Origin of the sequence: Pseudomonas sp. Irchel 3H9 (assembly GCF_900187495.1) — a bacterium.
Taxonomy (GTDB): domain Bacteria; phylum Pseudomonadota; class Gammaproteobacteria; order Pseudomonadales; family Pseudomonadaceae; genus Aquipseudomonas; species Aquipseudomonas sivasensis.
Genome location: NZ_FYDK01000001.1, coordinates 128213 through 153601, shown reverse-complemented (window position 1 = coordinate 153601; position 25389 = coordinate 128213). Strand labels below are relative to the sequence as shown.

Annotated in this window: 19 protein-coding genes; 6 read left to right on the top strand and 13 right to left on the bottom strand. The window is 60.7% G+C overall.

Features of this window, described 5'->3' with window-relative positions; all coding sequences use genetic code 11:
- Window positions 1-230 precede the first annotated feature (230 nt).
- A complete protein-coding gene (locus CKW32_RS00785) occupies window positions 231-578 on the top strand; it encodes a hypothetical protein (RefSeq protein WP_095183817.1) in 348 nt (115 codons plus the stop codon).
- 419 nt (window positions 579-997) lie between these two features.
- Window positions 998-2161: a type III PLP-dependent enzyme gene (locus CKW32_RS00780; RefSeq protein ID WP_032886216.1), complete on the top strand. Its 1164-nt coding sequence runs from the start codon at window positions 998-1000 to the stop codon at window positions 2159-2161.
- Window positions 2162-2233: 72 nt separating this feature from the next.
- On the opposite strand, the gene CKW32_RS00775 is transcribed toward CKW32_RS00780, so the two are convergent.
- The 4 genes from CKW32_RS00775 to CKW32_RS00760 all read right to left on the bottom strand — a co-directional run bounded on the left by CKW32_RS00775 (window position 2234) and on the right by CKW32_RS00760 (window position 4503).
- Complete coding sequence (locus CKW32_RS00775; protein WP_095183816.1) at window positions 2234-2635, bottom strand: type II toxin-antitoxin system HicB family antitoxin; 402 nt, start codon at window positions 2633-2635, stop codon at window positions 2234-2236.
- 55 nt (window positions 2636-2690) lie between these two features.
- Window positions 2691-2873 carry a type II toxin-antitoxin system HicA family toxin gene (locus CKW32_RS00770; RefSeq protein WP_095183815.1) on the bottom strand — a complete coding sequence of 61 codons (183 nt, stop codon included), beginning with the start codon at window positions 2871-2873 and terminating at the stop codon, window positions 2691-2693.
- Window positions 2874-3070: 197 nt separating this feature from the next.
- Window positions 3071-3820, bottom strand: a complete 750-nt coding sequence (locus tag CKW32_RS00765; protein ID WP_095183814.1) for a tetratricopeptide repeat protein — start codon at window positions 3818-3820, stop codon at window positions 3071-3073.
- Window positions 3821-3822: 2 nt separating this feature from the next.
- The gene (locus CKW32_RS00760) at window positions 3823-4503 is read right to left on the bottom strand and encodes a Fe2+-dependent dioxygenase (RefSeq protein ID WP_095183813.1); all 681 of its coding nucleotides are present in this window, start codon (window positions 4501-4503) and stop codon (window positions 3823-3825) included.
- A gap of 205 nt (window positions 4504-4708) precedes the next feature.
- Between CKW32_RS00760 and CKW32_RS00755 the strand changes: the two genes are divergently transcribed.
- A complete protein-coding gene (locus tag CKW32_RS00755) occupies window positions 4709-7012 on the top strand; it encodes a TonB-dependent siderophore receptor (protein ID WP_095183812.1) in 2304 nt (767 codons plus the stop codon).
- Window positions 7013-7147: 135 nt separating this feature from the next.
- Window positions 7148-9673, top strand: a complete 2526-nt coding sequence (locus CKW32_RS00750; protein ID WP_095183811.1) for a sulfite reductase flavoprotein subunit alpha — start codon at window positions 7148-7150, stop codon at window positions 9671-9673.
- Between the two features lie 56 nt (window positions 9674-9729).
- Here CKW32_RS00750 and CKW32_RS00745 read toward each other — a convergent pair whose 3' ends face one another.
- The 4 genes from CKW32_RS00745 to ptsP are packed head-to-tail and all read right to left on the bottom strand — an operon-like array spanning window position 9730 to window position 16822.
- Window positions 9730-11271 (bottom strand): alkaline phosphatase, encoded by a 1542-nt coding sequence (locus CKW32_RS00745; RefSeq protein ID WP_095183810.1) that lies wholly within the window; start codon window positions 11269-11271, stop codon window positions 9730-9732.
- A 44-nt stretch (window positions 11272-11315) separates the two neighbouring features.
- Window positions 11316-13031: a PTS fructose-like transporter subunit IIB gene (locus CKW32_RS00740; protein WP_095183809.1), complete on the bottom strand. Its 1716-nt coding sequence runs from the start codon at window positions 13029-13031 to the stop codon at window positions 11316-11318.
- An 11-nt stretch (window positions 13032-13042) separates the two neighbouring features.
- Window positions 13043-13963: a 1-phosphofructokinase gene (pfkB, locus tag CKW32_RS00735; RefSeq protein ID WP_095183808.1), complete on the bottom strand. Its 921-nt coding sequence runs from the start codon at window positions 13961-13963 to the stop codon at window positions 13043-13045.
- The gene (ptsP, locus tag CKW32_RS00730) at window positions 13964-16822 is read right to left on the bottom strand and encodes a phosphoenolpyruvate--protein phosphotransferase (protein WP_095183807.1); all 2859 of its coding nucleotides are present in this window, start codon (window positions 16820-16822) and stop codon (window positions 13964-13966) included.
- A gap of 294 nt (window positions 16823-17116) precedes the next feature.
- Here ptsP and cra point away from each other — a divergent pair, with 294 nt between their 5' ends.
- Both cra and CKW32_RS00720 read left to right on the top strand, forming a co-directional pair.
- Window positions 17117-18112 carry a catabolite repressor/activator gene (gene cra / locus CKW32_RS00725; protein ID WP_095183806.1) on the top strand — a complete coding sequence of 332 codons (996 nt, stop codon included), beginning with the start codon at window positions 17117-17119 and terminating at the stop codon, window positions 18110-18112.
- 2 nt (window positions 18113-18114) lie between these two features.
- Window positions 18115-18891, top strand: a complete 777-nt coding sequence (locus CKW32_RS00720) for a TatD family hydrolase (protein ID WP_095183805.1) — start codon at window positions 18115-18117, stop codon at window positions 18889-18891.
- Here CKW32_RS00720 and CKW32_RS00715 read toward each other — a convergent pair.
- The 5 genes from CKW32_RS00715 to CKW32_RS00695 form a co-directional block, all read right to left on the bottom strand.
- On the bottom strand, window positions 18838-19269 hold the full coding sequence (locus CKW32_RS00715) for a hypothetical protein (protein ID WP_095183804.1): 432 nt from the start codon (window positions 19267-19269) through the stop codon (window positions 18838-18840). The genes CKW32_RS00720 and CKW32_RS00715 overlap by 54 nt on opposite strands.
- A gap of 126 nt (window positions 19270-19395) precedes the next feature.
- A complete protein-coding gene (locus CKW32_RS00710; RefSeq protein ID WP_095183803.1) occupies window positions 19396-21426 on the bottom strand; it encodes a methyl-accepting chemotaxis protein in 2031 nt (676 codons plus the stop codon).
- 151 nt (window positions 21427-21577) lie between these two features.
- Window positions 21578-22414, bottom strand: coding sequence for a regulatory signaling modulator protein AmpE (ampE, locus tag CKW32_RS00705; protein ID WP_095183802.1), 837 nt, complete (start codon window positions 22412-22414; stop codon window positions 21578-21580).
- Window positions 22411-22974: a 1,6-anhydro-N-acetylmuramyl-L-alanine amidase AmpD gene (ampD, locus tag CKW32_RS00700; RefSeq protein ID WP_032886202.1), complete on the bottom strand. Its 564-nt coding sequence runs from the start codon at window positions 22972-22974 to the stop codon at window positions 22411-22413. The genes ampE and ampD overlap by 4 nt, the downstream gene beginning before the upstream one ends.
- 61 nt (window positions 22975-23035) lie before the next feature.
- Complete coding sequence (locus CKW32_RS00695; RefSeq protein WP_095183801.1) at window positions 23036-25186, bottom strand: DUF1631 domain-containing protein; 2151 nt, start codon at window positions 25184-25186, stop codon at window positions 23036-23038.
- Between the last annotated feature and the right edge of the window lie 203 nt (window positions 25187-25389).

Sequence of the window (25389 nt, the reverse complement as noted above, 5' to 3'; positions counted from 1 at the left end):
GCACAGTTAGACCCATTCACGCTGAAACGGCCCATCACTGTTCGAGTTTTCCACAAACCCGGCAGTGCATGAGCCGAGTCAGGACGCGATAAGCCGCGCAAATCTCATTCTAACTAAGCCTTAAAGACTGTCAGAACTCACAGGTTCCAAGGATTCAGGAATAGGTTCCAATGCGCCTCGACACATCGAAACGCTCTTGCACCTAACGTCTTGAACCTACGAGGCTCCCTATGAGTACGAAAGAATCGGCCACTCCAATCTCCGGGGAAAAAACCCGGGCCCCAGCGGAAATGATCATCGGTGGAATCGCTGATCCACAGCGTGTCAAACGAGGCGAAGACTTCAAATTGACGATCGCTGCCCAGCTCGTGGACGAACGCGGCACCGCGATTCCAAACGTCACCACAACCTGGAGTACAAGCACATCAGGGGCCAGCTTCGCATCAGGCCCGGGGCCATTGAACGGTACGCTGACGGTAAGGAATGTACAGAGCACTACAAACGTTTCATTTACCGTTTCCACGGCTCAATACCCGAACATTAGGAAGACCCACAGCTTCAGCCTGATTCCGTTCTAACGGTTTGTTGGCTGACTCGCCCACGCTGATAGCCTTCGTGGCGAAGGCACTTACTCCTTCGCCACGAAAGCGCTGAATCCCCTTCAATTTTCCCCTTTTGGGGAACATCAATCCGTCACACCTGTCGGTTACATAAGTAGCTGCACGCCATCGCGCGACGAACGCGTGCAAAAACGCGACATTTTTAGTTGATCTCAAGCCCCTCACGCCCTAAAGTTCGCGCCGAACGTCCATGCTGGAAACGATCCATCCGGCTCAAGTACTGACGACGAGACAGCAAGGCCAAGGGACGCAGTTGATCCCATGGCCTTTTTGCTTTCGGCGACATGCCTTGGGAAGTAGGCGAACCAAAGTGGGGATACGGAGGACGTTCATTTGCACCCATTGCTAATTTTAGTTTGCCCTTAGGAGTTCCCAGCATGTCGATCAACGTCGAAGATTATTTCGCGCGCGCCACTTTTGACAAAATGAAGGCGTTCGCCGACAAGCAAGAAACCCCGTTCGTGGTCATCGACACCGCGATGATCAGCCAGGCCTACGATGACCTGCGCGCCGGCTTCGAATTCGCCAAGGTGTATTACGCGGTCAAGGCCAACCCTGCCGTCGAGATCATCGACCTGTTGAAAGACAAGGGTTCGAGCTTCGACATCGCCTCGATCTATGAGCTGGACAAGGTCATGGACCGTGGCGTCAGCGCCGACCGTATCAGCTACGGCAACACCATCAAGAAATCCAAGGACATCCGCTACTTCTACGAGAAGGGCGTGCGCCTGTTCTCCACCGACTCCGAAGCCGACCTGCGCAATATCGCCAAGGCCGCGCCGGGTTCGAAAGTGTATGTGCGCATCCTCACCGAAGGCTCGACCACCGCTGACTGGCCTCTGTCGCGCAAGTTCGGCTGCCAGACCGACATGGCCATGGACCTGCTGATCCTCGCCCGTGACCTGGGCCTGGTGCCGTACGGTATCTCGTTCCACGTAGGCTCCCAGCAGCGCGACATCAGCGTGTGGGACGCGGCAATCGCCAAGGTCAAAGTGATCTTCGAACGCCTGAAAGAAGAAGACAACATCCACCTCAAGCTGATCAACATGGGCGGTGGCTTCCCGGCCAACTACATCACCCGCACCAACAGCCTGGAAACCTACGCTGAAGAAATCATCCGCTTCCTCAAGGAAGACTTCGGCGACGACCTGCCGGAAATCATCCTGGAGCCAGGCCGTTCGTTGATCGCCAACGCCGGTATCCTGGTCAGCGAAGTGGTGTTGGTTGCACGTAAGTCCCGTACCGCCGTCGAGCGTTGGGTGTACACGGATGTGGGCAAGTTCTCCGGCCTGATCGAAACCATGGACGAAGCCATCAAGTTCCCGATCTGGACCGAGAAGAAAGGCGAGATGGAAGAAGTGGTCATCGCCGGCCCAACCTGTGACAGCGCCGACATCATGTACGAAAACTACAAGTACGGCCTGCCGCTGAACCTGGCCATCGGTGATCGTTTGTACTGGTTGTCGACCGGTGCCTACACCACCAGCTACAGCGCAGTTGAGTTCAATGGCTTTCCGCCGCTGAAGTCGTTCTACGTGTAAGTAGCCGGCCAATAAAAAACCCATGACGTGTCATGGGTTTTTTATGCCTGTGATTTGTCATCACCCGTTGCGTCACGCAGATAACTCACGCAACGCCGCCGTCGCCAGAAACCCTGACCGCGACGCATAGCGGTGATCCTTTTGCACTCGCTCATCAATGCGCTGCAACAACTGTTCCGGCAAAGAAGCATTGAACCGCACCGATCTCCCCAGATAAGGGGTGAGATCAAAGTCGACTATCGCCCATACGCCACCGGCAAAATCCGGGTTATCCCAATGGGCATCAACCTCCTGCGCATGGGGAAGTGTTTCCTGGTCTGCAACCAGCCCTTCCAGATGCAGTGCGAGTGCCTCACGGACATTATCCAGCGCTTCGGAAAACGACCCACCAGCCGAAAAACATCCTGGTACGTCGGGGACCGTCACGCTGTAGTCCGAGTCAGCATCTTTATGTACTACCACGGGAAACTTCATTGTTCCTCCTTTGAACGAGCCTCACAGAACTCATTCAACTCATCAATCGGGGCCATCACTTGAGACCTGCTGACTTGAAAATACTGTGCAAAGTGCCCTTTGCAATTTCCGACTTGGGATGAGGAACGGTCACTCGCCCTCGCTTCACCGGGTGTTTGAACTGGTGATGACTGCCCTTTACTGCCACCTCAAACCAACCATCCGCAACCAGCAGCTCAATCACCTCTCGACTTCTCATCGCCTCACCCTTCAGTGTGTATATTACACACCGCCATTAGGCAATGCGCTTTTTTATACACACGAGACACACCAATGAAAAAGCCCGCTTAACGTATAAGCAGGCTCGTGTGAGGCAATGATGACGATGTGTAAATCCTTTTCGCCAGCGAAGTAATGTCAGTTTCTATGCCACGGACTGTTAAAAGCTTTTGTGCACTATGAAAGGATCGCAGCCCGCTGTTGATAGGCCTGCGCCATCGCACGAATACGCGGATCATTCGCCGCTGCCAGAGCCTTGTGCGCCGTGCGCAGGAACTTCAGATTACCGCCCGCCAACGCCTTGCGCAGCCACTCCAGCGCCGCCTCGATCTGGCCTCTGTCGGCCAACACCGCCGCATAACTGAACTGCCCGCGAACATCCCCGCCTTCGGCTGAGCGGCGGTACCACTCAACGGCTGCATCCAGGTCCTTCGGGCAAAACTGGCCTTCTTCCAGGTAGCGCCCCAGCAGGTTCATCGACTTGGCGTGCCCCTGCTCCGCCGCCTGGCGATAACACATCAGTGCTTGCTGCTGATCTTCAGCAACACCACGGCCGGTCGCCAGTAAGTTGGCGTAGTTGTACTGCCCCCAATCCAATCCGGCCTGCGCCGCCAAGCGGTACTCCCGCACCGCCGCCGCTTCATCGACGGCACAGCCCCAGCCATGCTCAAGGCAACGCCCGGCCATATTACGGGCCATCAAATGCCCGCTCTGAGCCGCGATGCGGAACCAGCGCAATGCCAGCGCTTCATCGCGTGCAATGCCGCGTCCCTCCAGCAGGATTTGCCCGAGCAAGGCCTGGGCATCCACCACACCTTCCTTCGCTGCGATCAGAATCGCCTGGGCGGCTCGTACCGGTGAGTCGTCGAGCATGCCTTGCAGTTGTTCGACGTTGAGCACCTCTTCGCGGCGCAATAGGAAGCCCATGCTCAGACCTCTACCCAGCGACGCAGCAGGTTGTGATAGGTGCCGGTGAGCTGAATCAGCACGGGATGATCGGGCACGTCGCGGGTCAGTTGCTGGATCGCGCCGTCCATCTCGAACAGCAACGTGCGCTGGCTGTCTTCGCGCACCAGGCTTTGCGTCCAGAAGAACGAGGCATAGCGCGCCCCACGGGTTACGGCGTTGACTTTGTGAAGGCTGGAGCCGGGGTACAGCACCATGTCGCCGGCGGGCAACTTGACCCGTTGCAGACCGAAAGTGTCCTGGATCTCCAGTTCGCCGCCGTCGTATTCATCCGGGTCGCTGAAAAACAGCGTGGATGAAAGGTCGGTGCGCACCCGCTCGTGACTGCCTTTAGGCTGACGCACGGCGTTGTCGATATGGAAGTCGAAACTGCCACCGGCGGTGTAGCAGTTCAGCAACGGAGGGAACACCTTGTGTGGTAACGCCGCTGACATGAACAGAGGGTTTTGCCACAAACGTTCGAGCATCGCCGCGCCGATTTCCTTGGCCAGCGGGTGGCCTTCGGGCAATTGCAGATTGTGTTTGGCTTTGGCGGACTGATGCCCAGCGGTAATTTTTCCGTCGGCCCAATCGGCACTTTCCAGGGCTTGGCGGATGCGCTGCACTTCCTCGCGAGAGAACAGGCCGGGAATGTGCAGCAGCATGGGGCAATACCTGTAGGCAGAGAGGCGCCAATGGTATTGATTCTTATCCGCCCTGTAAAACGCCATGACGGACGAGTCCGTAAAAACCGTAAGCAAAAAGTGTAAAGAATGTAAATTCAGCGCAATTAGCAATGTATCGCAATTGATATGAATACTTGTTCACCCTATATTCCGCGGCCTCACATCCTTGGGGAAAGGACACGTCATGTCGCGCACTACGCTAAAAACAACTGCCAGTTCACCGCGTTTGCTGGCCTCGGCCATCGGCGTCGCCCTCGGTGCCAGTTCTGTCGCCCATATGGCGCAAGCGGCCGAAGACACAGAACAAAAAGGCCAGCGCAACAGCATCTCCCTGGGCGCCACCAGCATCACCGGGGAAGAACAGGACGCAACCTCCTACCAGGTCGAGAAAGCCTCTTCGCAGAAATACACTGCGCCTCTGGTGGACACGCCACGTTCCGTCACCGTCGTGCCGCAACAAGTACTCAAGGACACCGCCGCTACCTCGTTGCAGGATGCCTTGCGCACCGTACCGGGCATTACCTTCGGCGCCGGCGAAGGCGGCAACCCTCAAGGTGACCGGCCATTCATCCGCGGCTTCGATGCCCAGGGTGACACCTACCTGGACGGTGTTCGCGACACCGGCGGCCAGAGCCGTGAGATTTTCGACATCGAGTCCATTGAAGTCAGCAAAGGCCCGAACTCCTCTTTCGGCGGTCGTGGCTCGGCCGGTGGCAGCCTCAATCTGGTGAGCAAAACCCCGCAAGCCCGGGACTTCACCAACGGCGGTTTCACCTACGGTTCCGACCAGACCCGTCGCTACGTGCTCGATGTAAACCGCCAGTTCCTCGACGACAGCGCCGCGTTCCGCCTGAACCTGATGACCCATGAGCAGAACGTGGCCGGCCGTGACGCCGTGAATTACGACCGTTGGGGCGTGGCCCCGTCGCTGACCTTTGGCCTGGGCACCCCGACCCGCGTCAACCTCAGCTACTACCACATGGAAAGCAACGACCTGCCGGATTCGGGCATTCCCTACGGCTATAGCTCGTCGACCGCCACCACCCACGGCCATGACAAGCCCACCGACGGCGGCGACAGCAATAACTTCTACGGCCTCAAGGATCGTGACTTCCGAAAGACCCGCGCCGACATCAGCACAATCTCCATTGAGCACGACCTGAACGACGACATGACGCTGAAAAACACCCTGCGCCATGGCAGCACCGGCCAGGACTACGTCCTTACCCAGCCCGACGACAGCCAGCGCAACGTCAACCGTTTCGGTACCGTTTGGCGCCGCGCCAACACCCGCGTGTCGACCACCACGACCACCACCAACCAGACCGACCTGTTCGGCAACTTCCAGGCCCTGGGCTTCAAGCACAGTTACTCCACCGGTCTGGAATTCACCGGCGAAGAAACCCGCGTCAGCGGTTACACCGTCAGCCCGAACACCAACCCGACCTGTACCGTGGCCGCCGGCAGCCTGGGCGGTCAGTGCACCTCGCTGAGCAACCCGAACCCGGATGACGCCTGGACCGGCAGCATCGCGCGCAACTACAACGGCACCAACACCAAGGCCACCAGCCGCGCCGCCTACGTATTCGACACCATTGAGCTGGACCCGAAATGGTTGCTGAACGTCGGCCTGCGCTACGACACCTTCGACACCGAAGCCAACACCAATGCCGTCCCCTCCTCGACGGTCAAGGCACGCAGCAAGGTCAAGGACGACAGCCAGTTCTTCAACTGGCAGGCCGGCCTGGTCTGGAAGCCGTTGGACAACGGCAGCATCTACACCTCCTACGCCACATCGGCATCGCCGGCCGGCGGCCTGGTGGGTGAAGGCGTCGACAACAACGCGATCCCAACCGGTATCAACACCAGCGACCTGAAACCCGAAGAAACCGTCAACTACGAGCTGGGCACCAAGTGGGACCTGTTCCACAACCGCCTGTCCCTGGCTGCAGCGGTGTTCCGCACCGAGAAGAAAAACACCCGCATCCTGGTGGATTCCAACACCTACGAAACCGCGGGCGAGTCGCGAGTCGATGGCCTGGAACTGTCGGCCAGCGGCAAGATCACCGATCAATGGCAAGTGTTCGCCGGCTACAGCTACCTGAAAGCCGAACTGGTTGACCCAGGCAAAAACGGTAACCGCCAGGGCGTGGTCCAGGCCGGTTCCAACAAAGGCAACCAAATGCCCAACACCCCGAAGAACGCCTTCAGCCTGTGGACCACGTACGACGTAACGCCGAAGCTGACCGTCGGCGGTGGCGCGTTCTACGTCGACCAGGTTTATGGCGATGCGGCCAACACCGTGTACGTGCCGTCCTACACTCGCTACGACGCCATGGCCAGCTACAAGCTGACCAAAAACGTCGACCTGCAGTTGAACGTGCAAAACCTCACGGACAAGACTTATTACGACAAGGCCTACGCCTCGCACTTCGCCAACCAGGCGGCTGGGCGCACGGCGCTGGTGTCCACCAGCTTCCACTTCTAAACACCGCTCCACATAGCAAAAAGCCCCACGCATCGGATGCGTGGGGCTTTTGCGTGTTAAACAGAATGTTTCTCGACAGGCCACGGCATAATGCGCGCCGTGCCCTACATACCCAGATAGACGAGGCGGTCAGACGTGTTGAAGAAAACCCTGTTCCAGTTGCACTGGTTCTTCGGCATCACTGCCGGACTGGTGCTGGCCTTGATGGGGATCACCGGGGCTGCGGTCTCGTTCCAGGATGAACTACTGCGGGCTCTCAACCCCCACGTACTGAGCGTAGAAAAACGCGAAGCCGGCGTGCTTCCGCCTGCCGAACTGGTGCGCAAACTGGAAGCCACCGAAGGCAAGACCGTGTCCATGCTGTTCGTGGAAAGCGAAAGTGGCAACGCCGCGCGCGTGTTCTTTACCCCACCGCCGGGTGAGCGACGTGGCCAACTGCGCTACTTCGATCCCTACACCGGCGACTACATGGGCGACGCGGTTGGCCAGGACTTCTTCGGTTTTATCCTGCAACTGCACCGCTTTCTCGCCATGGGTGAAACCGGGCGAAATATCACGGGTGCCTGCACGCTGATCCTGGTGTTTTTCTGCCTGTCCGGCCTGTACCTGCGCTGGCCGCGCCAGGTGGCAAACTGGCGCGTGTGGCTGACCTTGGACTGGCGCAAAAAAGGCCGCAGTTTCAACTGGGACCTGCACTCGGTATTCGGCACCTGGTGTCTGCTGGCTTACTTGCTCGCGGCGCTCACCGGGTTGTCCTGGTCCTACGACTGGTACAGCCAGGGCCTGAACAAACTGCTGTCCGATGCGCCGCAAACCGAGCGGATGCGTAAGCGCGGCCCGCCGCCGGAAGGCCCGGCACCGGTCGCCAACTATGACGCGATGTGGAGCAGCATCTACAGCCAGGCCGGCCCGGGTTTGAATGCCTATAACATCCGCATGCCCGCCGTTGCAGGGCAACCGGCGACCGTCTACTACCTGTTGAAAGACTCGCCCCATGACCGCGCCCTCAACCAGATCAACCTGGACCCGGCGACCGGCGAGGTCAAATCCCATGACCAGTACGCCAGCAAAAGCTTCAAGGCGCAGTTGCTGACCAGCATCTATGCGCTGCACACCGGCAGTTACTTCGGCCTGGCCGGGCGAATCATCCTTACCGTCAGCTCATTGCTGATGCCGCTGTTCTTCATCACTGGCTGGTTGCTGTACCTGGACCGTCGCCGCAAAAAACGCCAGGTGCGCGACGCCCGCAACGGCCTCAGCGCCAACCACAGCGACGCTCCGGCCTGGCTGATCGGCTTTGCCAGCCAGAGCGGGTTTGCCGAGCAACTGGCCTGGCAGACCGCCGGACAATTGCAGGCGGCTGGTCTGCCAGTGAAAGTGCAGTCCTTGGGCAGTGTGAGCCAGGACGACCTGCGCCAATCAGAAAATGCGCTGTTTGTGGTCAGCACCTTCGGCGACGGCGAAGCCCCGGACAGCGCCCGGGGTTTTGAACGCGCAGTGCTCGGCCAGGACCTGTCCCTCAAGGGCCTGAATTACTCGGTGCTGGCGCTGGGTGATCGTCAGTACGAACACTTCTGCGGCTTTGCCCGGCGCCTGCATTTCTGGCTGACCAACCAGGGCGGCAACCCGCTGTTTGCCCCGGTGGAAGTGGACAGCGGCGACACGGCCGCGCTGCTGCATTGGCAACAAGAGCTCGGACAGTTAACCGGTCAGGCACCGGCCGCTGCTTGGCCGACGGCCCAGTACGAACACTGGACACTCACCCAACGCAGCCTGCTCAACCGCAACAGCACGGGCTCGGACGTTTACCTGCTCGGCCTCACCCCGCCTTCGCCACAAAGCTGGCAAGCCGGCGATTTGGTAGAAGTGCTGCCCCGCAACTGCCCATGGGCCATTGAGCACTTCCTGAGTGGGCTTGGCCTGACCGGCACCGATGGCGTGTTGATCGACGGTTTGGCCACTCCACTCGCTCAAGCCCTGGCCACGCGCCAACTGCCGGGAAACCGTGCGCATCTGGTGGGCATGCATGCCCAGGCGCTGGTGAACGCATTGGCGCCCTTGGGCATGCGCGAATACTCCATCGCCTCGATTGCCAGCGACGGCGTGCTGGAGTTGATCGTGCGCCAGGAACGCCACCCCGACGGCAGCCTGGGCCTGGGTTCCGGCTGGCTCACCGAACACGCAGCCCTCGGCACGGGCATCAGCCTGCGCCTGCGGCGTAACAGTGGCTTCCACCTGCCGGACGTCCCAGTGCCGCTGATCCTGCTGGGCAATGGCACCGGTCTGGCGGGCTTGCGCAGCTTGCTCAAGGCGCGGATTGCCGATGGCCAGCAGCGCAACTGGCTGCTGTTCGGCGAACGCAATATCGCCCACGACTACCTGTGCCAGGACGAACTTCAAGGCTGGCTGGCCAGCGGTGATTTGGCGTTGCTGGACCTGGCATTCTCCCGCGATCAGGAAGAGAAGATTTACGTGCAGGACCGCCTGCGCGAATCGGCCGATGTGCTGCGCAAATGGCTGGCCGATGGCGCAGCGATTTACGTGTGCGGAAGTTTGCAGGGGATGGCGGCCGGGGTGGATCAGGCGCTGGTCGACATACTGGGAAGTGAAGCGGTGGAGCGCTTGATCGAACAAGGCCGCTACCGCCGGGATGTCTACTGATGTGATCCAATGAGGGAGGGGGCAAGCCTCCTCCCTCATTTAGAGTGCATTTCAAGTCAGACCGGTTGCAGTTTTTGCTGGAATACCGAGACCCCATCCAGGTCGCGCAAAGTCACAGTCAACTCCGCTGTCTGCCCATCAATCTGCACTTCGCCAAAAAACTGAAACCCGGCAAACGGCGAGGTGTTCTGCACGGGTGGGGCCTTCTCGAACACCACCTCAGGGCCAAAGGTTTTATCCAAGGGGTTCGGGCCGAAGCTGCCCGCATTCAAAGGCCCGGCAACAAACTCCCAGAACGGCTCAAAATCCTGAAACGCCGCCCGATCCGGGTGATAGTGATGCGCCGCGCAGTAGTGCACATCCGCCGTCAGCCACACGTGATTACGTACTTTCTGCGCGCGCAGAAATGCCAACAGTTCGGCGATTTCCAGCTCGCGCCCTTGCGCCGGGCCGGGGTCACCATTGGCAATCGCCTCCCAGCGCGGCACGCCGGGGCTGACTTCACCGTCGGGCACACCCAGGCCAATGGGCATGTCGGCGGCGATCACTTTCCATTGCGCCGTCGAAGCCTTGAGTTCGCGCTTGAGCCAGTCCAGCTGTTCGCGGCCAAGGAAGGGTTTTTCACTGCCCAGATTGTCATCGTTGCCGCCGCGATAGCTGCGCATATCCAGCACAAACACATCCAGCAGCGGCCCGTAGCTTAGCTTGCGATAAATCCGCCCACCGCCATCGGCGCCCTGCAAACGCATCGGCGCATATTCCAACCAGGCCTGGCGCGCACGACCGACCAGGGTGTTGATGTCCTTGGTCTGGTAACGCTCATCGAGTTGCTTGCTGGGCGACCAGTTGTTCACAACCTCGTGGTCGTCCCACTGCCAGATCTGCGGCACTTCAGCATTGAAGCGGCGTACGTTTTCATCCAGCAGGTTATAGCGGTAGTTGCCGCGGTATTCGTCGAGGGTTTCAGCAACTTTGCTCTTGGCCTCGGTGGTGATATTGCGCCAGATGCGTCCGCCTTCGGTGGGCAGTTGCGCCGGCACCGGGCCGTCGGCGTAGATGGTGTCGCCGCTGTGGATAAAGAAGTCCGGCAGGCGCAGGCGCATGGCTTCGTAGATGCGCATGCCGCCGATGTCCGGGTTGATGCCGAAGCCTTGGCCGACGGTGTCGCCACTCCACACAAACCGGATGTCGCGACGCTGTTGCGGCACGCTGCGCAGGTGGCCGAACCACGGCTCGCTGGCGACACCGGTTTGCGCGTCTTCGAAGTGCACACGATAGAAGATCGCCTGGTCGGCGGGCAGCCCGGTGAGTTCGACGCGGGCGGTGAAGTCGCTGCGGTTGTCGGCCAAAGGCGAGATGAATCGGCGTGGGTTGCTGAACACGCTGCGGGTGTCCCACTCCACCACCATCCTCGCCGGGCGGTCGCTGCGGCTCCAGATCAGGGCGCGGTCGCCCAGTAGGTCGCCGGACTGTACGCCGTCGGTGAGTTGCGGCCGGTCCTTCACCGAAGCAATCACCGCCGGCGCCAGACCCGGCAGCAAAAGGCCGGCGCCGACGACTTGCATCACACGGCGCCGGCCCAGATCGAAATGGCTCATGCAGGTGCCCTCTTGAGTATCAAAAGGGCCACTTAAGCACGCGTTTATGACACCGGTGCGACAGCCAGTTCCACCGTTTCAGGACGTTTGATCACGGCATAGACCAAACCGGTCAACAGGCTACCCGCGACAATCGCCAACAGGTAAAAGAGCGCGTGGTTGATCGCACCCGGGATCACCAGCACAAACAGCCCACCATGGGGCGCGGCGAGTTTGCAGCCGAAATACATCGACAAAGCGCCAGTCAACGCGCCACCGGCGATGCTGGCCGGGATCACCCGCAGCGGGTCTTTAGCCGCAAACGGGATCGCGCCTTCAGAGATAAAGCACAGGCCAAGGATCATCGCGGCCTTGCCGGCTTCGCGCTCGGTCTGGGCAAATTTACGACGCGCCAGGAACGTTGCGATGCCCATGCCAATCGGCGGCACCATGCCGGCCGCCATGGTCGCGGCCATCGGCGCCCCACTGGACGCTGCCAGCAAACCCACCGAAAACGCATAGGCTGCCTTGTTGATCGGCCCGCCCAGATCCACGCACATCATGCCGCCCAGCAGGATGCCCAACAGCACCGCATTGGTGGTGCCCATGGTGCTGAGGAAATCCGTGAGACTGGTCAGCATGCGCGCCACAGGCGGGCCCACCAGATAGATCATCGCCAGGCCGGTAATCAGGCTCGCCAGCAACGGGATGATCAGGATCGGCTTGAGCGCCTCCATGCTTTGCGGTAATTGCACAGCACGGGTGATCAACTTGACGCAGTAACCCGCCAGGAAACCGGCAAGGATGCCGCCGATAAACCCCGCCCCCAACGTGCCGGCCAACAGGCCGCCGATCATACCCGGTGCGATACCCGGACGGTCGGCAATCGAGTACGCGATATAACCCGCCAACAGCGGCACCATCAGCGTAAAGGCGCTGTTGCCGACGGTTTTCAACGCGGCCGCCAAAGTACCTTCCTGCTCGAACGCGTGAATGCCAAAGGCAAACGACAAAGCGATCAGCAAGCCGCCCGCCACCACCATCGGCAACATGAACGACACCCCGGTGAGCAGGTGTTTGTACACGCCGGTTTTTTCTTTCTTGGCCACGGCAGCGTTGCCCGCGTTTTCCACCGCGCCTTCGGCCAAGGCCTTGTTGAGGGTCGCTTCGGATTGCTTGAGCGCGATACCGGTGCCGCAGCGGTAGATCTTCTTGCCGGCGAAGCGCTCGGTGGCGACTTCAATGTCCGCCGCGAGCAACACCACGTCCGCGTTGGCGATAGCCTCCGGGCTCAGCGGCGTGCGTGCGCCGACCGAGCCTTGGGTCTCGACCTGCAAGTCATAGCCCAGGCGCTTGGCCGTCTGCTGCAAGGCTTCGGCGGCCATGAAGGTATGGGCCACGCCAGTGGGGCAAGCGGTAACCGCAACGATACGCGGTGCCTGCTTCGACGCCGCTGGCGCTTGGCTGGCGACATGCACCAGTGCTTCTTCAGCGCCCCGGCGCAATACCGCTTCAACATCCGCCAGCGCTTGGGCCGGCGTGCTCTGGAACACGCGCTTGCCGACAAAGCGCTGCATATCCACCGGGGTGCTGCTGACCAGCAACACCCACTCGGCAGCGTCGATGGTCGCCTGGGACAGCGCGCGTTCCGGGTGCTGCACATCCACCACTTCAACGCTGGTGCTCCAACCCTGGCGTTGCGCGGCAGCGTCCAACAAGCGGGCACACAGCACACTGGTGACCATGCCGTTCGGGCAGGCAGTAACAATGGCTAACTTCATCACAAACCCTCTTATTGTTCTGTCAGCGGGCGTACGAGGACGCCGCTTTCGAGGTGCGCCAACTGCGCGTCATCGCTGATGCCAAAACCGATCTGCGTCACCGCCATCGCAGCAATCGCAGTGGCGCGGCGCAGGGTGTGCTCGGGGGCTTCGCCGCTGAGCAGACCGTGGAGCATGCCTGCCAGCAGCGAGTCGCCAGCGCCTACGGTGCTGGCCACCGTGACCTTGGGCGGCGTCGCATGCAGTGTGGCGCCCGAGCTGTACCAGCTCACGCCTGCGGCGCCGTCGGAGACCACCACATGTTCCACACCTTGTTGATGCAGTTGGCTGATGGCATCCGCAGCGTTATCCAGAGCGTCGGCGAGTTCCTCAGTATTGGGTTTGACCAACCACGGGCCCGCCTGCAAACCGGCGCGCAACGCTTCGCCGCTGGTGTCCAGCGCGACTTTCAAACCGAGGTGTTTCAACTGCACCAACACCCCATGCAACCACTGCGGGGTGACGCCGCGAGGCAAGCTGCCGGCGACCACCACCGCGTCATGCCCGGGGGCAATTCGCGTGAGCTGATCGAGCAACGCCTGTTGCGCCTGCTCACTGACCAGCGGCCCTGGCGCGTTGATGTCGGTGACCCGGCCGTCCTGCTCGGCAATCTTGATATTGCTGCGGGTTTCGCCGGGGACGCGGATAAACGCGTCGGCAAAACCACGGCGTGCGATCAGGGCCTCAAAAGCTTGAGGATTGTCCTCCCCCAGAAAGCCGCCCACGGTCACCTGATGCCCAAGATCTGCCAACACTTGCGCCACATTCACACCCTTGCCGGCGGCATGGGTGAGCACGGTGTCGCTGCGGTTGACTTCACCGGGTTCCAGGCGCGGCAGGCGCACCGTAAGGTCCAACGCCGGGTTCAGCGTCAGGCTTAGAATCCTTGCCATTTACACAGCCTCCACAAGGGCACGCACTTCAGCAGGAGAACCCACCGCCAGTGCTTTTTGCGCCAGGCTCTGGGCCTCGCTCAGACTGAATTCACGCACCCGCGCCTTCACTTCAGGAATGCTGCGGGCGGACACACTCAACTCATCCACACCCAGCCCGACCAGCACCGGCACCGCCAGCGGGTCTGCCGCCAGCTCGCCGCATACGCCGACCCATTTGCCATGGGCATGGGCCGCACGCACGGTGATATCGATCAGTTGCAGTACCGCGGGGTGCAGGCCATCGGCCTGGGCCGACAAGGTCGGGTGGCCACGGTCGATGGCCAGGGTGTACTGGGTCAAGTCGTTGGTGCCAACGCTGAAGAAGTCGACCTCTTTGGCCAGCACCGGCGCCAACAACGCAGCGGATGGCACTTCGATCATGATGCCCAGTTGCAGGTCGGCCACCGGGATTTCCAGGCGCAGGCGCTCGGTCATGTCCCGGGCTGCGCGCCATTCATCCACGCTGCCGACCATGGGAAACATGATGCGAAGGGGACGGTTATCCGCCGAGCGCAACAGCGCGCGCAATTGCGCCTCCATGATCTGCGGGCGTTGCAGCGTTAGGCGAATGCCACGCACACCAAGGAAGGGGTTTTCTTCCTCGGCAATCGGCCAGTAAGGCAACGGTTTATCGCCGCCCACATCAAGGGTGCGCACCACCAGCGGGCGCCCGTCGAGGCCGTCGAGAACGCGGCGGTATTCGGCTTCCTGGGTGGCTTCGTCCGGGGCTTGCGGGTGGGCCATGAAGATCAGTTCGGTACGCAACAGGCCAATGCCTTCGGCGCCCTGCTCGACCGCTTTGGCAACACCTGCGCTCTCGCCAATATTGGCAAACACTTCCACGGCGTGGCCGTCACGGGTGACAGCTGGCTCGTGACGCTGGGCCGAGGCGGCTTGTAGGCGTTGTTCGCGGGTGTCGCGCTCGACGGTAGCGCGTTGCAGGGTGGCGGCGTCGGCGTCCACGTGCAGGCGACCGCGCTGGCCATCCAGCAACAGCGGCGTGCCGGAGGCCAGCAGCAACACGGCCGGACCGGCGCCGACCAGCGCGGGGATACCAAGGGCACGGGCGACGATAGCGCTGTGGGCCGTAGCGCCACCACGGGCAGTGAGGATGCCGGCAACGCGAGCCGGGTCCAGACGGGCAACGTCTGAAGGGCCGACTTCGTCCATCACCAGGATGTAGGGCTCGGTAGGCTCTTGGGCGGTTTCGACACCGCACAGTTGGGCCAGCACCCGCCGGCCAATGTCACGCAGATCGGCGGCGCGTTCAGCGAGAAGAGCATCCTGCAACGACTCCTGCTGCTTGGCGGCGGCTTCGATCACGCTCATCCAGGCGGCTTCGGCGCTTTCGCCTTGCTTGAGACGGGTGTCGACTTCATCGGTGAGTTCCGGGTCGTCGAGCATTTCCTGGTGGGTGATAAAAATCTCGCGAATCGCCTTGGATTGGCTGCGCTCGATCAGGCCATGGATATCGCGGCGTACCTCAGCGAGTGCATCTTGCAGGCGCTGGCGCTCAATGGCCGAGGACTCACCGCGCAGCGGGTAATCGAACACTTGCTGGATCTGCACATGCGCAGGGCCGATGGCAATGCCGGGCGCAGCGGCGATGGCCTGGACCTGGCTGCCGGCCAGCGGTGCGCTGAGCGTGGGTTCGGCCTCAACGATGGCAGGCTGGGCGCTCGCGGTCGGCAATGGCTCGACCTCTTCACCCAGGCCCTCTTCTACTGCCGCCAACAGCGCGGGCAGCGCATCACCAGCAATGGTCGGCTCGGCGACAAACTCCAGCACCTGGCCGCGACGGGCGCCCAGGCTGAGCAACTTGCTCAGGCTCTTCACCGACACGGCGCCCACGGGGCCATCGACGATGCGCACACGGATGTCGCCTTCAAAACTTTTTGCCAATTGCGCGAGGATCTTCGCCGGCCGCGCGTGCAGGCCATGGGCGTTGGCCAGGGTGATGCGGGCGCTCGGCCAGTCCGGCGGCAGTTCACCACCCAGCACTTCGAGTACCGCACGGCTGCTGGTGGCGCGACCCAATTCCTGGCCTCGGCCTTCGATCAACAGCGCGCACAGGCGTTCAAGCAACGCCTGATGGGCTTCGCCCAGGCTGGCGAGGCAGAACAGGCCATTGAGCGGCTGACCGAGATAGCGCATGGGTTTGTCGGGCGTGACGAACGCCAGACCAGGGCGCTTGACCGTCTGCTCGCTGTGCAACCACCACAAGCCATCGCCCAGGGGCAACGCATCGACCTGCTGCAACACAGCGGCGAAACCATTGCTCACACAATCGGCCTGGCGCAACAGGCGTGCGCCTCTCCAGACAAGCTCTTCGAAGTCATCGGCGGACACGCCCAGGCTGATCATCTGCGCGTCCAGCGCCAGCTCCTGCGGGGCGCCTTGCAGCAGTTTCAGCAACGCTTCAGCGCTGCCAGCACGGCGCAAGGCCTGGCCCAGATCGGTTTCACCGAGGGCGCGGGTGAGCAGTTGCAGCAGGCGCAGGTGTTCATCGGACTTGGCGGCAATGCCGATGGCCAGGTAGACAATCTGACCGTCGCCCCAGTCCACCCCTTCGGGGAACTGCAACAGGCGCACGCCGGTGGAAAACACTTGGTCGCGGGTTTCGGGAGTGCCGTGGGGGATGGCAATACCCTGGCCGAGAAAGGTCGAGCCTTGGGCTTCACGGGCTTGCAAGCCGCTGAGGTATCCCTCGGCGACCAGGCCATCAGCCACCAGTTTGTCAGCGAGCAGGTGCAAGGCAGCAGATTTATCCGCAGCCACTTGGCCCATGGATATCTGCTCTACAGTGAGCTCAAGCATGCCGTTCTCCTAGTTAGTGCAATGGGTGCACTAGGTATTGTTTTGAATAAAACAGTGTAGAGGCGTTCGGTAATAACTGACTGAGTAGTCAATTGGCAGTAGGCACTCAGTAGCGAACGTCGTAAAAATACGCTGGCTGAAACGTTTAATCTAGAATTTAAGGCAGATTACGCGTTAATTGTGCATCCTTGAAGGACCACTCGGCACTTGAGCTGGAACATGGGTCGTAGGCTGGAATCGGTTACGATTGGAAAAAATGTCGGGGCAAGCTCCAAAAAACAAGGAAATCCCGGTTTGAAACTCAGTGATATCGCGCGTCTAGCCGGTGTGTCCGTGACCACCGCCAGCTACGTCATCAATGGCAAGGCCGAACAGCAACGCATCAGCAACGCCACCGTTGAGCGAGTGCGTGCCGTGGTCGAAGCCCATGGCTTTACGCCCAACCCCCAAGCCGCCGGGCTGCGCAGTCGGCACACGCGCACCTTGGGCTTTATTCTGCCCGACTTGGAAAACCCCAGTTACGCACGAATCGCCAAGCTATTGGAACAAGGCGCCCGCGCGCGCGGCTATCAGTTGCTGATCGCCAGTTCCGACGATGAGGCGGACAGCGAGCGCCAACTGCTGCAACTGTTCCGCGCGCGGCGTTGCGATGCGTTGTTCGTGGCCAGTTGCCTGCCCGCCAGCGATAACAGCTACCGCGAGCTGCAAGCCAAAGGCTTACCGGTGATCGCTATCGACCGGGTGATGGAACCAGACCAGTTCTGCTCAGTGGTCAGCGACGACCGCCAGGCGTGCCAGCAACTGACCAGCAGCCTGCTGCAACCACTGCCCAAACAGATCGTGCTGATCGGCGCACGGCCTGAGCTGAACATCAGCCAGGAGCGTGCCGATGGTTTTCGTGAAGCGCTGCAAGGCTTCACAGGCGAGGTGATCGTCGAACACGGCGAATCCTTCAGCCGTGATTGCGGCAGACAGTTGATGGAGCAACTTCTGCAACGACTGGGGCATTTGCCTGACGCACTGGTGACCACGTCCTACGTGCTCTTGCAGGGTGTGTTTGACGCGCTGCATGACTTCCCACTCAAGTCGCGCCCGCTGCGCTTGGGCACCTTTGGTGACACTCAGCTGCTGGATTTTCTGCCGCTGCCGGTCAACGCCATGGCCCAGCAACATCAACTGATTGCCGACGCTGCCTTGCGCCTGGCCTTGGCCGCGATTGAAGAAGAGCAGTACCAACCGGGCGTGCATGCGATCGGCCGGACCTTCAAACAGCGGATCCACGAGGCCTGAGCGTGGAGCTGATCGACACCCATACCCACTTGGACTTCCCGGACTTCGACAACGATCGCCCGCAAGTCCTCGCCCGCAGCCGTACACTCGGGGTGCAACGCATGGTGGTGTTAGGGGTGTATCAGCAAAATTGGCAGCGACTGTGGGATCTGGTGCAGGCGGATGAAGGATTGTTCGCGGCTTTCGGCTTGCACCCGGTGTACCTGGACGACCACCGTCCCGCCGACCTCACGGCATTGGGCGAATGGCTGAGCCGCCTGCACGGCCACCGGCAACTGTGTGCGGTGGGCGAAATTGGCCTGGATTACTTCCTTGAACACCTGGACCGCGAGCGCCAGCAAAGCCTGTTCGAAGCCCAGCTCAAACTGGCCGTGGACTTCCAACTGCCGGCGCTGCTGCACGTACGCCGCAGCCACGCAGCCGTGATCGCCACCCTCAAGCGCATCCGCCTTCCACGAGGTGGCATCATCCACGCGTTCGCCGGAAGCCGGGAGGAAGCCCACGAGTACATCAAGCTGGGCTTCAAGCTCGGCCTCGGCGGTGCCGCCACGTGGCCCCAGGCTTTGCGCATGCACAAGGTGCTGGCGCAATTGCCGCTGGACGCGGTGGTACTGGAAACCGACGCCCCCGACATGGCACCGGCCATGTACCCAGGCCAGCGCAATAGCCCTGAGCACCTGCCCGAGATCTGCACCGCCCTGGCCGAACGCATGGGCACCAGCCCGCTATTGCTGGCCGAGGCTAGCACACGCAATGCGTGGGAGCTGCTCAAGTGGTAAGACCGGGATCACCGCTTGCAGGTTAAGGGTCATTCGCTGCCGATGGCGGGCGTAGCGCAGCACCAGGAAATGCACCAACAGCACCAACAGTGACACGTTGAGCTGGCCGATCACGCTGATCAGCCCCACCCATTCAGTCACCAGTGCCACGATCAGCACCACGCTGGTCAATATCGCCATGCTCGGGCGTACCAGCGCCCAGTGGTCCAGCGCTTTGAAGTGACGCAATTGCCGTGGGCAGTTCAGTTCCAACACATGCTGACAGTAGGGGCAGTCGAAGGGTTCTTCGATGGCGATGGCATTCAGTTGCCAGGGCTTGAGTTCAAACGTGATGTCGCAATGGGCGCAGTGCCCCTTGATGCCAGCGGCGGTGGTCATCGTCGTGCCTCCCCTTAAGCGGGATTGAGTGAAATAAATTCTCACTCATTCCCGCGAACAAAAAAGGCACCCAGAGAAATCCAGACGAGAACTACATCACCAGAAGACCAATCCTACTCCGCCCCCTTACACGCGAAAGGCCCCGATCAATTGCTTCAACTCGATCACCTGCAATGAGAGCTGCCGGCTTGCCGCCTCGGTCTGATGTGCGCCTTGGGCCGCATGTTCGCCGGCCCGATTGATTTCGACGATGTTCTGGTCGATATCGTGGGCGACGGCAGTCTGTTGTTCCACGGCGGCAGCGATTTGCTGGTTCTGGTCGACGATCATGCCGACGGCGCCGAGGATATTTTCCAGCGCCTGCTGGACCTTTTCCGATTGGCCGACGGTACCGCTGGCCATTTCATGGCTGGTGCCCATGGCCTTCACTGCCGCGCCGACACCGCTGTGCAGGCGGCTGATCATCTGTTCGATTTCTTCGGTGGAATGCTGAGTGCGCCGAGCCAGCGTGCGCACTTCATCGGCCACCACCGCAAAACCGCGTCCCTGCTCACCAGCCCGCGCGGCCTCAATCGCCGCGTTGAGCGCCAGCAGGTTAGTTTGCTCGGCGATGCTTTTAATGACTTCCAACACGCTGCTGATCGACTGGCTGTCAGTGGCCAGTTGGTTGATGACCCCCACTGACAAATCTATCTCCGAGGCCAGCCGCGCAATGCTGCTCTGCTGGGATTGCACCAGGCCACGGCCACTTGCGGTTTCATCGTTGACGCTGTGAGCACTGCTGACCGCCGCGGCCGCACTGCGCGCCACTTCCTGGGCGGTGGCCGACATCTGGTTCATGGCCGTCGCCACTTGTTCGATTTGCGTGCGCTGGCCAGAGACCGCTTGATTGCTGCGGGCCGAAACCGTTTCCACTTGTCCGGCCTGCAGTTCGACCTGGCTGACGGTGTGACCGACGCGTTCGATCAAGTCATGGATTTTCGCCACGGTGCCGTTGAACACCTGGCCGAGATCGCCCAACTCGTCGCGGCTTTGGGCGACAAACGTGACGGTCATGTCGCCGGCCGCCACCTTGTCCATCATCGCCCCCAGGCGTCGCAGGGTGGTGCGCGTCGAGGCGTAGAAGCCTGCGTACAGATAGAAGATCAGCAGAAATACCGCTGTCAGTGCCGAGACCAGTACCACCATGTGTGTACGGTTCTGCGCCAGGCGCTGATCCAGTTGCTGCCCGAGAAAACTCAGGGTGGCGTCATCGAGCTGATAGGTCTTGGCCATCAATTGGCTGACGCTGTCGTAGAAAGCCTGCCAAGGAGCTTCGAGGGTTTCAGCCATGACCACCTGCTCTTCAAACAACTCGCTGCCTTGCTTGAGGCTGGCGTTGCTGGCCTTCGCCAAGCCATCAAGCGCAGCGTGGGCGGCTTTGCTGGAGCCCAGGGCGTCCTGCAATTTTAAGCCGTATTCGGCCTGGAGTTTTTCCAGCTGTTGCAGCAGTTCGTCAAAACGGGTGCTTGAGGAGGAATTGAGGAAGCCCTGTCCCAGGGAGTAAGCGCCCATCGCCCGCCCTTCTCCCAGGGTTTGAGTGACTTGGGGGGTGACACTGGTGATCAGTTCGCTGAGTTGGCGTAAATCGCTCTGCGGGTCACGGCTCAAGCCGGATTGGCTGGCAATGATCTGGCTGAGCATCTGCGCTTTATTCAGCAACTTGCCGATCAGCGCACTTTTGCTCAGCAACGAAGTTTCCTGTTGCTGGGCCTTGAAGGCGGCGATCAGTTCGTCGCGCTTGCCTTCAAACACAGTGATTTGCTCGGGCTCGGTGGCCATCGGGTTTAGGCCTTGCAAACGGGTGAGCACGCTCTGCTCCAAGGCGCCGATCTTGGCCTCAAGGTCACCGGCTTTGCCGGACTGGCCGAGGGTTGCGTTGATCTGCACCTGGTTATTCAGGGTCTCCAGATCTCGGCGCAGGGCCAGGCTGCTGCCGAGCAGATCAAGGCTTTGCAGTTCGACACGGGTGCCCTGGAATTCGCGCCAGGAATCACGCACCAGGTAATAGTTGGTCGCGAGCATCGGCAGCAGGAACAGCACGCTGATCAGGCTGAATTTCATGCCGAAGCTCAGGCGATTCATCAGCGCGATGGCGGGATAGAGCAAGCTCTTCACAGGTGAACTCCCTTTTCTTTTATTTTTATTGAGGCGCAGGGCGGCGGCAGAAAGCCACTATTTGGCGCTCTGTCTATATAGCTCAATTTGAAAGGGAGTTTTGTAACTTAAGGTTAACGACAGGAGCGAAGGACTCGCTCCTGTCGGAGGGTCAAGGCAGCACAGTCCAAATGGCGAAACCGGCATACCACAGCACTGCCGCGCGCAGCAGCAGCTCCCAAAGCCGATCCAGGCTATTGATGCCGTCTGCACCTACCACCGGCGGCGGGATTTCAGCAGCGACCAGGCCGACTTTTTCCACCAATTGCGCGGCGCTGATGTCCCAGTTCAGCAGCTCGTGAAGCATGACACGACTGACTGCGACGAAATTGCCCACCAAGGCAAAGCTGGCCGCCAGCAGGCGCACCGGTAACCAGTCAAACGCATGACGCAATTGCCCGGCGCGTTCGGCCACCAGTGGGTTCTGGCTGTGCTCACTGGCCAGGGCCAAAAGCCGATAGGCCAGCGCGGCGACCGGCCCCAACAGGAAGTACCAGAAAATCACTGCGAAAAAGCTCTGGTAAGCCTGCCACAACAAATGGCCCTGAACGCGTTCCAGCAGTTGCTCACCGCTGTCGGCACCCAGCTTCAGGTCGCGCTCGGCCACGTGCTCGGAAGCTTGCAGATCACCCCGGCGCCAAGCGTCGCGAAACGGCCCAAGCCCGGCCAACAGATCACCACGGCCCAAGCTGTAGATCACCACCAGCAGGTGCACCGGCAGCGCCAACAAGCCATAGGCCACTGGTTCCAGCACCAGCAGCAACAACGCCAGCAACGCCACCGGCAGCAACACCAACAGGACCAGAATCAGCCAAGGTTGCTTGCCCAGGCGCGGGCTCGACTCCAACTTGGCCAATTCACGCAACCAGCCGCCGTCACGCTGCAATCGCTGGCGCATGGCCGAGAACTTCTCGATCCACACCGCCAGCACCAATACCAGAAAACTCATCGTGCGTGTCCTCCATCCTGCAGAGCGCTGCGAAAGCGCGTCCAATCAAAAGCGGGGCCGGGATCGGTCTTGCGCCCCGGGGCGATATCGCTGTGACCGCATATGCGCTGCGGCGTAATACCGGAATAGGCCGCCAGCAACTGAAGGGTAAGGTCGATCAGCGACCTATATTGGGCGTCGGTGAAGGGCAAGTCATCCGTGCCCTCCAGCTCTATACCCAAGGAAAAGTCATTACAGGTTTCACGCCCTTCGTAGCATGAAACCCCGGCATGCCAGGCGCGGTCGATGCAGGACACAAACTGCGTCACCGCGCCGTCGCGCTCAATCAGAAAATGCGCAGACACCCGTAGCTCTGCAATCCCTTCAAAGTAGGGATGTTCCGTGACATCCAGGCGATTCTGGAAAAACTCCTGCACCTTGCCAGTGGCGAACTGCGCCGGTGGCAGGCTGATGTTATGCACCACCAACAGTGAGATTTCGCCTGTGGGGCGCTCGTTGAAGTTGGGCGAAGGGCAATGGCGAATGCCCTGGCACCAACCGCTGGCGGGGTCCAACTGCATACAGGATCCTTGAACGTGACTAAGTGTGACCAGTATGCCGCGTTCGACCCCGTGGTTGCGATCACTTGCCGCGATTGAGTTGACGCAGTTGTCCCACCACTGCCGCCAGTGCTCGCTCGAACAGCGGCCCATCATCCAGGATGTACAGCGCCCCACGCTTGAACGCCAGCGCCAGTTGGCCTGCACTTTTATCCAGGACTTTGAGCCCGGTGCGGCCAACAAAAACGTAGGTATTGGCCGGTGCCATGATCGCCATCAGCTTGCACCGCAGAGCGCTGGGCTGCCCTGGCTGGAACACGACCCAATCACCGATCCGCAATTTGTAAACCTTGAGCAGGTCCGGATCATCCGCCGGGAGATCTTCAACTGAACCAGGCGGCGTTGTGCTGAGCACTAAAGGTTCGCGCACTTCGATCAACCCATCGACACCCTCGGTCGGCTGGACATGCAGGGCCTGCAAACGAACAAAAAAATCACGGGTGCTGAAGGGGTCGAAGGCTGCGCTGGTCAACCCGTCGCGCAGGGCCTTGAGCAAGCCCGGCAACTGCTCTACTAAATGGCCCCCGGCTTCGGTGTCTTGCTGCAGGCTCACACTCCAGATCAGCTCATCCATGGTCCGCAGCGCTGCTTGCCATTGCACCGACTGCTCGCCGTACTTGAGGCTGGCCAGCAACAGCACCTGACTCCAGGCCTGTTGCAGAAACAGCACCACAGCTCGCGGTAAAACCTTGCCCAATAGCCGTCGATTGAGCACCTCGGCCACCCGTGCTCGCGCCGCGTCAGTGCGCACGCGCCCTTCTTCGGCGTCGCGAGTGTGCTGCTCAAGCAACTCGCAGCGCCGACGCTCATCAGCGGTAAACGCATTGAACTCAGTCAGCAACAGGGAAAAAATCGCCGGGTCTTCGACATACTCATTGAGCAAACGCTGAACCACCTGCTCGATGCGCAGATACAGACTGTCGCGCTGGTAGTCAGCGACCGGGCTCCAGCCCATGGCGGTCGTGGCAATTTCATTCAACAGGCGCCGCGCTGGGTGGCTGGCACGGCTGAAAAAACTCTTGTCCAGCACTGCCACTTTCAGCAGTGGGATCTGCAGTCGGCCGATCAAAGCCTTGAAGGCGTCCGGCACGGCGCGGTCGTTGAGGATAAATTCGAACAGCAAGGCGATCAGGTTGATTACATCTTCGTCCGCATCCTCCACGACCCGCGACTTGCCACTTTTGACGCTGACACGGGTGAGCAATTGCTCAAGCTGGTTACGCAGGTCGAAATCATCTTCGACTTCCGGCTCCGGCACGTACTGCTGCAAATGGGACAACAGCCGCAACAGGTCGCGGGTGGCGATGGGCTGGGGTTCTGCGCTGGCCTCAAGCGTAGGCGACACGCTACCGCGCACGGGGGCCAACAGCGCCTGCAAAGCGGCGAAGGCTTGCTGGCCATTCTCGTCGACGGGTTGCTCCGCGCTAGGCAATGCTGCTTCACGCTGGTAATCACGAGTGGCGCGCTCGCCAGGGCGACGGGAGGGTACAGCCTTGAGTTCCGGCAATACGCCGGTGGCGCCCAGCAACTGGTTGGCTTCCCCGTAGAGTTGGTCGGCGTCACTGAGCACGTATTTTTCAAACAGTTTGAGCATGATCAGTTTGACGCGGATCTCCACACCCAAACTGCGCCCCGCACGCAGGAAAAACTCGCACAGTAGCGCCGGGCCCAAAGGGTTTTCACGATCATCCAGGTTATTGCCCAGCAAGGCACTCAAGCGCGCGGTCAACTGCCCAAGCGCCAGGCCGTCTCGGTTGCGCACCCGGCCGACCATAGCCTCAAGTGCCACGGCTTTTTCCAATTCATCCTTGGATGAACTTGGCGCCGTGTCATAGGACATCACCGGCACCATCTGAAGCTCGCCCCTCCCCGCCTGACCCAGGCCGCCAAAGGCTTGGAATAGCCGCTCCATGAACACGCGCTCGAAATTCTTGCGCTTGAGGCGCAGGTCGCGCATGGCTTCAAAGAAAATATGGTGATCCACGTTGCTGCGGGCCTTGTCGGCCATCTCGAACAACGTGTCGTCGGCGTTATCGAACAATTCCTGCAGCCCCTGCTGCAACTGTTGCGCGGCTCTGTCGCGAACCTGCAGCAGTACCACCGGCAGGCGCGCGAGCGGCGATGGCGTGGCGTGTGCCCTGTTGATTGGCACCACCTTTCCGTCATTGTGCATCCTGGCCTCCTGAAACGGCGGTATTGAGTTGGGGAAAGATCGGGTACAGGCCCGTTGGGCGCTGTGGAAACCGCTCATCACCAGGACGTCAAAGCTATGACGCCAATTGCAAGGCGCAGGATTATCTTGCAAATGAGGGCCGTTGCGCCAGCACCCTCTGACATTGCGTGGTAAATCAGCGGTGACTCTGGGTTCGAATGCAC

Bases quoted from the DNA above. Each gene is read 5' to 3' on its own strand.
- CKW32_RS00785 (WP_095183817.1), top strand. From the start codon at position 231: ATGAGTACGAAAGAATCGGCCACTCCAATCTCCGGGGAAAAAACCCGG.
- CKW32_RS00780 (WP_032886216.1), top strand. From the start codon at position 998: ATGTCGATCAACGTCGAAGATTATTTCGCGCGCGCCACTTTTGACAAA.
- CKW32_RS00775 (WP_095183816.1), bottom strand. From the start codon at position 2,635: ATGAAGTTTCCCGTGGTAGTACATAAAGATGCTGACTCGGACTACAGC.
- CKW32_RS00770 (WP_095183815.1), bottom strand. From the start codon at position 2,873: ATGAGAAGTCGAGAGGTGATTGAGCTGCTGGTTGCGGATGGTTGGTTT.
- CKW32_RS00765 (WP_095183814.1), bottom strand. From the start codon at position 3,820: ATGGGCTTCCTATTGCGCCGCGAAGAGGTGCTCAACGTCGAACAACTG.
- CKW32_RS00760 (WP_095183813.1), bottom strand. From the start codon at position 4,503: ATGCTGCTGCACATTCCCGGCCTGTTCTCTCGCGAGGAAGTGCAGCGC.
- CKW32_RS00755 (WP_095183812.1), top strand. From the start codon at position 4,709: ATGTCGCGCACTACGCTAAAAACAACTGCCAGTTCACCGCGTTTGCTG.
- CKW32_RS00745 (WP_095183810.1), bottom strand. From the start codon at position 11,271: ATGAGCCATTTCGATCTGGGCCGGCGCCGTGTGATGCAAGTCGTCGGC.
- CKW32_RS00740 (WP_095183809.1), bottom strand. From the start codon at position 13,031: ATGAAGTTAGCCATTGTTACTGCCTGCCCGAACGGCATGGTCACCAGT.
- pfkB (WP_095183808.1), bottom strand. From the start codon at position 13,963: ATGGCAAGGATTCTAAGCCTGACGCTGAACCCGGCGTTGGACCTTACG.
- ptsP (WP_095183807.1), bottom strand. From the start codon at position 16,822: ATGCTTGAGCTCACTGTAGAGCAGATATCCATGGGCCAAGTGGCTGCG.
- CKW32_RS00715 (WP_095183804.1), bottom strand. From the start codon at position 19,269: ATGACCACCGCCGCTGGCATCAAGGGGCACTGCGCCCATTGCGACATC.
- ampE (WP_095183802.1), bottom strand. From the start codon at position 22,414: ATGAGTTTTCTGGTATTGGTGCTGGCGGTGTGGATCGAGAAGTTCTCG.
- ampD (WP_032886202.1), bottom strand. From the start codon at position 22,974: ATGCAGTTGGACCCCGCCAGCGGTTGGTGCCAGGGCATTCGCCATTGC.
- CKW32_RS00695 (WP_095183801.1), bottom strand. From the start codon at position 25,186: ATGCACAATGACGGAAAGGTGGTGCCAATCAACAGGGCACACGCCACG.